Here is a 10,259-nt window from a genome sequence, read left to right on the forward strand (position 1 = left end):
AGTCAACACTCGGAGCGCCCACACACCACAGCGTCGTGGCAACAGGGCCCATCCGATCAGCAGACAGCAGCTGGCCGGTCAAGCCCGGGTCGGGGGTCTGCGTAACTGTTCATTCAGCAGGCCGGTCTGGCCTACAATTTCCTGTAAATAACACTTTGTTGTGCCCATCACAGAGGCGCTGACGAGTGGGGCCAACGGTGTCCCTCCCATACGCACGATCAGGAGGAAGGACGTCTCCCATGAGCCAAACTCTTCACACTCCCAGCTGGTCCGAACCGGACCAGCCTGAGGCTGCCATGTCGCCGTTCAAGCGCTTTGCCGCGCTGCCCGAGGCCCGGGGTCTATACAACCCAGAGAACGAAAAAGACGCCTGCGGGCTGGCGATCATCGCAACGCTCCGCGGCGAGCCCGGCTACGACATTGTCGACGCCGCGCTGACCGCGCTCCGCAACCTGGAGCACCGTGGAGCGGTGGGTGCCGACGAGGGAACAGGTGACGGTGCCGGCCTGCTCATGCAGATCCCGGACGAGTTCTTCCGCGCCGTCACAGAATTCGAACTCCCCGCACCGGGCCAGTTCATAGCCGGTACCGCCTTCCTCCCTGCCGAGCAGCGCGAAGCGGACGCCGCCAAGGCCGGCATTGAAGGCCTTGCCGCCGATGAAGGCCTGACCGTGCTCGGCTGGCGCGAAGTGCCCATCGTCGCAGACCTTGTGGGCGCCATGGCCCGCGCCTGCATGCCCTACTTCTCACAGCCCTTCCTTGCCTCGGCAACCGGCGAGGAACTGGACCGCAACGAGCTCGACTCACGCGCCTGGCGGATCCGCAAGCGTGCCCAGAACAAGTTCGGCGTGTACTTCCCGTCGCTGTCCTCGCGCACCATCGTCTACAAGGGCATGCTCACCACGGCCCAGCTGGAGCCGTTCTACCCCGATCTCTCGGACAAGCGTTTCAAGACCAAGCTGGCGATCGTCCACTCGCGCTTCTCCACCAACACGTTCCCGTCCTGGCCGCTGGCCCAGCCGTTCCGCACCATCGCCCACAACGGTGAAATCAATACCGTCAAGGGCAACCGGAACTGGATGCGCGCCCGCCAGTCCCAGCTCGCCAACCCGCTGCTGGGTGACTCCCCGGAAGAGCTGTACCCCATCTGCACGCCCGGTGCGTCAGACTCCGCGTCCTTCGACGAAGTCGCCGAGCTGCTGTGGCTCTCCGGCCGCCCCATCACGCACTCGATCATGATGATGATCCCCGAGGCCTGGGAAAACCACGCCACCATGGATCCGGCACGGCGGGCGTTCTACGAATACCATTCCCTGCTCATGGAACCGTGGGACGGCCCCGCGGCCGTCTCCTTCACCGACGGCAACCTCGTCGGCGCCACCCTGGACCGCAACGGCCTGCGCCCCGGACGCTACTGGATCACCGAAGACGGGCTGATCATCTTCGCCTCCGAGGTGGGCGTTATCGACGTCGAACCCTCCAAGGTGGTCAAGAAGGGCCGGGTTTCCCCGGGCAAGATGTTCCTGGTGGACACCGAGGCCGGCCGCATCATCGACGACGAAGAGGTCAAGGCCGAGGTCGCTGCCGCGAACCCTTGGGCCGAGTGGGTCAAGGACAACCTGATTGACCTCAAGGACCTCCCCGAGCGCGAGCACGTGGTCCACACCGCCGCGTCCGTGAACATCCGCCAGCGGACCTTCGGGTACACCACCGAGGAGCTCAAGATCCTGCTCGGCCCGATGGCCCGCACCGGCGCCGAGCCGCTGGGTGCCATGGGTTCGGACACCCCGATCGCAGTGCTGTCCAAGCGTCCCCGGCTGCTGTTCGACTACTTTGTGCAGTCCTTCGCGCAGGTCACCAACCCGCCGCTGGATGCCATCCGTGAAGAGCTGGTCACGTCGCTGACGTGCGCCATCGGCCCGAACGGCAACCTGCTGGACACCAAGCAGGTCCGCCAGCCGCAGGTCATGTTGCCGTTCCCCGTGATCAACAACGACCAGCTCGCCAAGATCGCCAACATCGAAACGCCCGACGGCGACCGCGTGGCCATGAAGGTCCGCGGCCTCTACCGCCCCGAAGGCGGCGAGAACGCCCTGCGTGCCCGGCTCACCGAGATCTGCGAGCAGGTGTCCGGCGCGATCAACCGCGGCGTGCAGTACGTTGTGCTGTCCGACCGTGACTCGAACGCGCAGTGGGCCCCGATTCCGTCGCTGCTCCTGGTCAGCGCCGTGCACCACCACCTGCTGCGCAGCGCCAACCGCACCAAGACCGCCCTGGTGGTCGAGGCCGGCGACGTCCGCGAGACGCACCACGTGGCTGTCCTGATCGGCTACGGGGCCTCCGCCGTGAACCCGTACCTGGCCATGGAATCCGTGGAGCAGCTCATCACCGCCGGTGACGTTGTGGGGGTCACCCCGCAGGACGGCGTCTACAACCTGATCAAGGGCCTTGGTAAGGGCGTCCTGAAGATCATGTCCAAGATGGGCATCTCCACTGTTGCGTCCTACACCGGTGCGCAGACGTTCGAGGCCCTGGGCCTCGGACAGGAACTGGTGGACGAGTTCTTCGCCGGCACGCATTCCCAGCTGGGCGGCGTGGGCCTGGACGTTATCGCCGCCGAAGTTTCGGCGCGGCACCAGATGGCCTACCCCGAAGGCGGCATCGAACTGCCGCACCGCCCGCTCCTGGGCGGCGGCGAATACCAGTGGCGCCGCGACGGCGAGCCGCACCTGTTCAACCCGGAGACCGTCTTCCGCCTCCAGCACGCCACGCGTGAGCGCCGCTATGACATTTTCAAGGCCTACACCAAGGGCGTGGATGACCAGTCCGAGAACCTGATGACCCTGCGCGGGCTGCTCAAGTTCAAGAACGACCGTCCTGCTGTTCCGTTGGAGGAAGTGGAGCCCGTCTCCAGCGTTGTGAAGCGCTTCTCCACCGGCGCCATGAGCTACGGTTCCATCTCCAAGGAAGCCCACGAGACGCTCGCCATCGCCATGAACCAGTTGGGCGGCAAGTCCAACACCGGTGAAGGCGGCGAGGACGTGGACCGCCTGCTGGACCCGAAGCGCCGCTCTGCCGTCAAGCAGATCGCGTCGGGCCGGTTCGGCGTCACCAGCCTGTACCTGACCAACGCGGATGACATCCAGATCAAGATGGCGCAGGGTGCCAAGCCCGGCGAAGGCGGCCAGCTGATGGCGCAGAAGGTGTACCCCTGGGTTGCCCGGACGCGCCACTCGACGCCCGGCGTCGGCCTGATTTCGCCGCCCCCGCACCACGACATCTACTCCATCGAGGACCTCGCGCAGCTCATCTACGATGCGAAGCGCGCCAACCCCTCGGCCCGGGTACACGTCAAGCTCGTCTCCGAAGTGGGGATCGGCACTGTGGCGTCGGGTGTCACCAAAGCGAAGGCCGACGTCGTACTGGTCTCCGGCCACGACGGCGGAACCGGCGCGTCCCCGCTTAACTCGCTCAAGCACGCGGGTGTGCCGTGGGAGCTCGGGCTCGCTGAGACGCAGCAGACGCTGATGCTCAACGGCCTGCGCGACCGTGTGGTGGTCCAGGTGGACGGCCAGCTCAAGACCGGCCGCGATGTTGTTATTGCCGCGCTGCTCGGCGGCGAGGAGTTCGGTTTCGCCACCGCCCCGCTGGTGGTGGAAGGCTGCATCATGATGCGCGTCTGCCACCTGGATACCTGTCCCGTGGGCGTCGCAACGCAGAACCCCGAGCTGCGGGCCCGCTTCACCGGCAAGCCCGAATTTGTGGTCAACTTCTTCGAATTCTTGGCCGAGGAAGTCCGCGAGATCCTCGCGGAACTCGGCTTCCGGAGCATCGAAGAGGCGATCGGCCACGCCGAGGTGCTGGATGCCCGCGAAGCGATCAACCACTGGAAGGCCGACGGCCTGGACCTGGACCCGATCCTGCACGGGCTCGAGTTCGACGACGACGCTCCGCTGCGCAACATGACCTCGCAGAACCACGAGCTGGACAAGCACTTCGACCAGCGGCTGATCACCATGGCCACGGAGGCGCTGACTGACCGCAGCCCGGTGAAGATCGCGGTGGACGTGATCAACACGGACCGCTCGGTGGGCACCATGCTGGGCCACACGGTGACCAAGACGTTCAGCACGGACGTGCTGGCGCCGGACACCATCGACATCACGCTGACCGGTACCGCGGGACAGTCGCTGGGCGCCTTCCTGCCCGCCGGCATCACGCTGCGCCTCTTCGGTGACTCGAACGACTACGTGGGCAAGGGCCTTTCCGGCGGGCGGATCATCGTCCGGCCGGACCGCACCAACGTGTTCAAGGCCGAAAGCAACGTCATTGCCGGCAACGTGATCGGCTACGGCGCCACCAGCGGCGAGATGTTCCTGCGCGGCCAGGTGGGCGAACGCTTCATGGTCCGCAACTCCGGGGCCACCGCAGTTGTTGAAGGCATCGGAGACCACGGCTGCGAGTACATGACCGGGGGGCAGACGCTGATCATCGGCCGCACCGGACGCAACTTCGGCGCCGGCATGTCCGGCGGCACCGCCTATGTGCTGGACCTGCAGACCACGCAGGTCAACAAGGACGCCCTGCAGTCCGGCGAACTCCAGCTCGTTGAACTCGACGCCGAAGACCGGGACATTGTCCACGGCCTGCTGGTGAAGCATGTCGAGGAAACGGAATCTCTGCATGCAGCCCGGCTGCTGGAGAACTTCGACGACACCGCTGCCCGCATTACCAAAGTGCTGCCGCGCGATTACGCGGCAGTCCTGCAAACCCGACTGGACGCCATCGAAGAGGGCCTCGACCCCGATGGCGAAGAAGTATGGGCTCGAATCCTGGAGGTAACCGGTGGCTGACCCACGCGGATTTCTTAAAGTACGCCAGCGTGAAACCCAGCCGCGCCGTCCCGTTCCCGTCCGCATCATGGACTGGAAGGAAGTCTATGAGGCCCAGGAAAAGGGTGTCCTGAAGGCCCAGGCCGGCCGCTGCATGGACTGCGGCGTGCCGTTCTGCCACCAGGGCTGCCCGCTGGGCAACCTCATCCCCGAGTGGAACGATCTCACTTGGCGGGACAAGGGCGAGGAAGCGATTGAGCGGCTGCACGCCACCAATAACTTCCCCGAGTGGACCGGCCGGCTTTGCCCGGCGCCGTGCGAGGCGTCCTGTGTGCTGGGGATCAACCAGCCCGCGGTCACCATCAAGCAGGTTGAAGTCTCCATCATCGACGAAGCTTGGGACAGCGGCTGGGTCAACCCGCTGCCTCCGACGCGCCTGACCGGCAAGACCGTTGCCGTCGTCGGCTCCGGCCCGGCCGGCCTGGCCGTGGCGCAGCAGCTGACCCGGGTGGGCCACACCGTCGCGGTGTACGAGCGTGACGACAAGATCGGCGGGCTCCTCCGCTACGGCATCCCCGACTTCAAGATGGAGAAGGAGCAGGTTGACCGCCGCATCGAGCAGATGAAGGCGGAAGGCACCCGCTTCCGCACCGGCGTCGCTGTGGGCACCGACGTAACGTGGGAGCAGCTGCGCCGCCGGTATGACGCCGTCGTGGTTGCCACCGGCGCCACCGTGCCGCGTGACCTGCCCATCCCGGGCCGTGACTTCGAAGGCGTGCACTTTGCCATGGATTACCTCGTGCCGGCCAACCGCGTTGTCGCGGGGGAGACGGTGGAGAACCAGATCCACGCCAAGGGCAAGCACGTGGTGATCCTGGGCGGCGGCGATACCGGTGCTGACTGCCTCGGTACTGCACACCGCCATGGAGCCGCATCCGTGACCACCCTGGCCATCGGCAAACAGCCGCCGGCGGAACGTGCCGGGCACCAGCCGTGGCCCACGTTCCCCACCCTGTTCGAAATGGCCAGCGCCCACGAGGAAGGCGGCGAGCGTACGTACCTTGCCTCCACCGTGGAGTTTGTCGGCGAGAACGGCAAGCTCACCGGCGTCAAGGTTGCCGAAACGGAATTCGTGGACGGCAAGCGCCTCCCGAAGGCCGGCACCGAACGGATCATCCCGGCGGACCTGGTCTTCCTGTCGCTGGGCTTCACCGGAGCCGAGCCTGCGGGCATCACCGAGCAGGTCAGCGCCGAATTCGACGGGCGCGGCAACGTGACCCGCGACGGCTACTACATGACCAACACGGAGGGCATCTTTGTGGCCGGTGACGCCGGCCGCGGGCAGTCGCTCATTGTGTGGGCCATCGCTGAAGGCCGGGCGTGTGCCGCCGCCGTGGACAAGTTCCTCATGGGCAGCACCATCCTGCCTGCGCCGGTGGCTCCGACGGACCGGGCCATCGCGGTTCTCTGACAACAGTCAGTTCGCCGCAGATTCACCTCCACAACAACTTAACCAATGCAGGACACTACTAGGGTAGGTATATGAGACGCGCTAAGATTGTGGCCACTTTTGGCCCGGCAATTGCCAGCTTTGAGAACACCCTCGCGGTGTTGGAAGCCGGTGTGGATGTTGCCCGGATGAACATGAGTCACGGTGACTACTCCGTGCACGACAACACGTACGAGAATGTCCGCAAGGCAGCAGCCCAGCTGAGCAAGCCTGTGGCGATCATGGCTGACCTGCAGGGCCCCAAGATCCGTCTTGGCCGCTTTGTGGACGGCCCCCACGCACTGGCCGAGGGTGACATCTTCACGATCACCACCGCGGACGTTCCGGGCACCAAGGACATCTGCTCCACCACGCTGAAGAGCCTCACCGAGGACGTCAACGTGGGCGATGCCCTGCTGATCGACGACGGCAAGGTGGCCCTGCGGGCGATCGAGGTCGACGACGTCAAGGTCGTTACCGAGGTTACGGTCGGCGGGATGGTGTCCAACAACAAGGGCATCAACCTTCCCGGCGTTGCGGTCAACGTGCCGGCGCTGAGCGAAAAGGACGAGGACGATCTCCGCTGGGCCATGCGCCGCGGCGTCGACATGGTTGCACTCTCGTTCGTGCGTGACGCCTCCGATATCACCCGCGTGCACGAGATCATGGACGAAGAAGGCCGCCGTGTGCCGGTCATCGCCAAGATCGAAAAGCCGCAGGCAGTGGACCAGCTGCACGAAATCATCGACGCCTTCGACGCCATCATGGTGGCCCGTGGCGACCTCGGTGTGGAACTTCCGCTGGAGGAAGTGCCGATCGTGCAGAAGCGCGCCATCGAACTGGCACGCCGCTGGGCGAAGCCGGTCATCGTGGCCACGCAGGTCCTCGAATCCATGATCGATAACCCGCGCCCCACCCGTGCGGAGGCCTCCGACTGCGCCAACGCCGTTCTCGACGGTGCAGACGCCGTTATGCTCTCCGGCGAGACCAGCGTGGGCAAGTACCCGATCGAGACCGTCAAGGTCATGGCAAGGATCATTGAATCCACTGAGGTCCACGGCCTGGAACGCGTTCCGCCGCTGGGCACCAAGCCCAAGACCCGTGGCGGCGCCATCACCCGCGCCGCCGTCGAAATCGCCGACCAGCTGGATGCAAAGTACATCTGTACTTTCACCCAGTCCGGCGACTCCGCGCGCCGCCTGTCGCGTCTGCGCCCCATCAGGCCGGTATTCGCGTTCACTCCGTTGGAGCACGTGTGGAACCAGCTGGCGCTGACCTGGGGCATCCAGCCGGTGCTGGTTCCCATGGTGGGCCATACCGACGAGATGACCGCCCAGGTTGACCGCAGCCTGCTCGAATTGAAAGTGGTGGACGACGGCGACCTGGTGGTCATAGCCGCCGGTTCGCCTCCCGGAAAGGCCGGTTCCACGAACATGCTGAAGGTTCACCGGGTCGGAGACCTCGGCGACGCCGGTAGCCTGGGCGGCGAAGCTGGTGCACCCAGGGAAAAGCTCGGTCCCTGGCCGACGACATAGCAACTTAAGAAGAAGGACCCCTGCCGGTTGGCAGGGGTCCTTTTCTTTTGTCTCCGGGCGTCCGGTGATTGAGCTTGCCGAAATCCCGGTGTCGCCTGTTGTGCTAGTTGACCTGGTTGATGATGGTCTCGGCGACCTCGCGCATGCTGAGGCGGCGGTCCATGGAGGTCTTCTGGATCCAGCGGAAAGCCTCCGGCTCCGTCAGGCCCATCTTGGTGGTCAGCAGGCTCTTGGCGCGCTCGACGAGCTTGCGGGTGGCGAACTGCTCCTGCAGGTCCGACACTTCGCTTTCGAGGGCCTTGATTTCCTCGTGGCGGGAGAGCGCAATTTCCAGGGCCGGGATGAGGTCGGCCGGGGTGAAGGGCTTGACCACGTAGGCCATGGCGCCGGCATCGCGGGCGCGCTCCACAAGTTCCTTCTGGCTGAAAGCCGTCAACAGGACCACGGGGGCGATGCGGGCCTTGACGATCTTCTCGGCTGCGGTGATGCCATCCATAATCGGCATCTTGACGTCCATCAGGACGAGGTCCGGCTTGAGTTCCTCGGCGAGCTGCACGGCCTTCTCGCCGTTGTCTGCTTCGCCCACCACGTCATAGCCTTCGCCGCGCAGGATCTCGATGATGTCGAGTCGGATGAGGGTTTCATCCTCGGCCACAATGACGCGGCGCGCCGGCTGGGACGTGGGTTTTGACTCCGTTTGTTCAGTCACGGGATCTCCTTGGAAAGGTACGGCGGAACATCACCATCTTAGGTGCGCCCGCGGCCGTAGTTTGATCTGCATGGTCTATTGCGGCGTCAGCGGCGCGATTCTGGAATTCAGCCTATCTGCATGTAGAGTAATTCCGCGTACGTGAAGCGATCGCGTTGCTCACAATCAGCTGTGGGCGTACCGGTTTGCACAGCGTATTCCGCGCCCGAGTGGCGGAATTGGCAGACGCGCCGCACTCAAAATGCGGTATCGAAAGGTGTGTGGGTTCGAGTCCCACCTCGGGCACGCATTCCCCCTCGTCAGAGGGGGTTTTGCTTTTAATGTGTTGACATTGACCCTCCGCGGGTCCCTCTGACTCTGGCCGCGGTCTGTGCCTGGCGCCGCGGTGACCTGTGAAGTTGTGTGGGTGGCGGGCTCAGGTTCCTGGCTGGTGTGCCCTCCGCCTGCTTGGGATCTGGGGCTATCTGTACTCCTTTCAGGGTTGTTCTGGTGGCCGTGGTTGGCCATCACTCATTCATGGCTACGGGTTGTGTTAACGACATGACCAAGGCCAAGTCTCTTCCAGGATTTCCCCACCTTTGGCTGGTTCCTTCGTCCCCACGCCGAGGGCATCATCGCGTGTTTGTCCGGCCAAAGATGCGTGCACACTGTGCAGACTCTCGGGTGGTGGGCGGTTGTTCGGGTGGCATCGTGATCCCTTTCCGCAGACTTTATGGCTGATAGCAGTTCATGCGTCCGGCCATCCCTGGGGACATGACCTGCAGTGATCCCGGGTGCGGGGGAGAGTGCCGGGGTCGGGACAATCGTGCTGTCTGGGGCACTCACTCCGGCTGAAGAGGCCTGTGTGCATCAGCTGGAAGGTCGTGCATGCCATGCGCCTTCCGGGTGGTGTTTGCGCTGCTACTTCTTCATGGGAACCACACATGGTGCCGACATGACCGCCCGCTCCGATGCGTGGGATGCTCTGCCGGATGGTGGTTCCTGAAGCCAGCGGCCCGGGCACACGGGCGCGTTGGAGCGCAGCCGAAACAATCCCCCGGAACCCTCAACGGATGCCGGTGTGTGGGACTGAGACCCACCGACTGTTGCTGTGTCGTCACAGGTCAGGGGCGTTTCCGCCACGGCGTGTGCACAAATTTCCAGAGAGTTGTGGACACGCGCTCGGCCCTACTTCCATGCACGTCCCAGCGTGGACTGCAGTGGTAGTCATGCCACGGTGTGATCCGGTCACCAGCCCGGTGCAGCGGCGGATTCGCCGGACCGGGGGAGTCCCATCGTTAAGACCAGCCGGGCAGCCGGCCGGACTGGATCGTGACAGTTTTGGAACGCCAAGCACTAATGAGGCGTGGGGACGTGCAAGCCGGAGGGACAGCGCAGCCGTGTGTCCAGAGGGTCGAGCAAAGCACCGGACCTTGACACGGCCCTATGCGGCCCGATGGCACCCGATGTGCCTGGACTATGCGGTAGGCCTGCCAGCAACGGCCGGTCGCGGGCGATCGTCTGTCAGGTGGGGTCTAAGACACTTCGCCAAGGGAGTGTAGAAAGGCCTTCTTGACCCTATTCTGACGGCACGGAGTGAAAGCCTGACGTCAGCTTGGGGTGTACCCAAGCTGACGAAATCCCCGCCCGTGGGGCTAGATTCTCCGGACAAGAGGTCGGCTCCTCAGATTTGGAAGCCGGTGGCCCCGCCGACG

At 64.7% G+C, this 10,259-nt stretch carries 4 protein-coding genes and 1 tRNA gene; 4 read left to right on the forward strand and 1 reads right to left on the reverse strand.

The features are described 5' to 3' along the window. Window positions 1-239 precede the first annotated feature (239 nt). The 3 genes from gltB to pyk all read left to right on the forward strand — a co-directional run bounded on the left by gltB (window position 240) and on the right by pyk (window position 7,856). Complete coding sequence (gltB, locus tag V6M49_RS14150; protein WP_141140188.1) at window positions 240-4,853, forward strand: glutamate synthase large subunit; 4,614 nt, start codon at window positions 240-242, stop codon at window positions 4,851-4,853. Next, complete coding sequence (locus tag V6M49_RS14155; protein WP_332761535.1) at window positions 4,846-6,303, forward strand: glutamate synthase subunit beta; 1,458 nt, start codon at window positions 4,846-4,848, stop codon at window positions 6,301-6,303. The genes gltB and V6M49_RS14155 overlap by 8 nt, the downstream gene beginning before the upstream one ends. A 71-nt stretch (window positions 6,304-6,374) precedes the next feature. Then, complete coding sequence (gene pyk / locus V6M49_RS14160; protein WP_104062009.1) at window positions 6,375-7,856, forward strand: pyruvate kinase; 1,482 nt, start codon at window positions 6,375-6,377, stop codon at window positions 7,854-7,856. Window positions 7,857-7,959: 103 nt separating this feature from the next. Here the strand turns inward: pyk and V6M49_RS14165 are convergent, their stop codons facing one another. Next, window positions 7,960-8,565 carry an ANTAR domain-containing response regulator gene (locus tag V6M49_RS14165; protein ID WP_056345656.1) on the reverse strand — a complete coding sequence of 202 codons (606 nt, stop codon included), beginning with the start codon at window positions 8,563-8,565 and terminating at the stop codon, window positions 7,960-7,962. A gap of 203 nt (window positions 8,566-8,768) precedes the next feature. On the opposite strand from V6M49_RS14165, the gene V6M49_RS14170 reads away from it, so the two are divergent. Then, window positions 8,769-8,850 (forward strand) — tRNA-Leu (locus tag V6M49_RS14170). The last annotated feature ends 1,409 nt before the right edge of the window (window positions 8,851-10,259 follow it).

Source organism: Pseudarthrobacter sp. (assembly GCF_036675385.1).
Taxonomy (GTDB): Bacteria; Actinomycetota; Actinomycetes; order Actinomycetales; family Micrococcaceae; genus Arthrobacter.

Excerpts from the sequence above, each read along its gene's own strand:
- gltB (WP_141140188.1), top strand. The coding sequence starts at position 240 with ATGAGCCAAACTCTTCACACTCCCAGCTGGTCCGAACCGGACCAGCCT.
- pyk (WP_104062009.1), top strand. The coding sequence starts at position 6,375 with ATGAGACGCGCTAAGATTGTGGCCACTTTTGGCCCGGCAATTGCCAGC.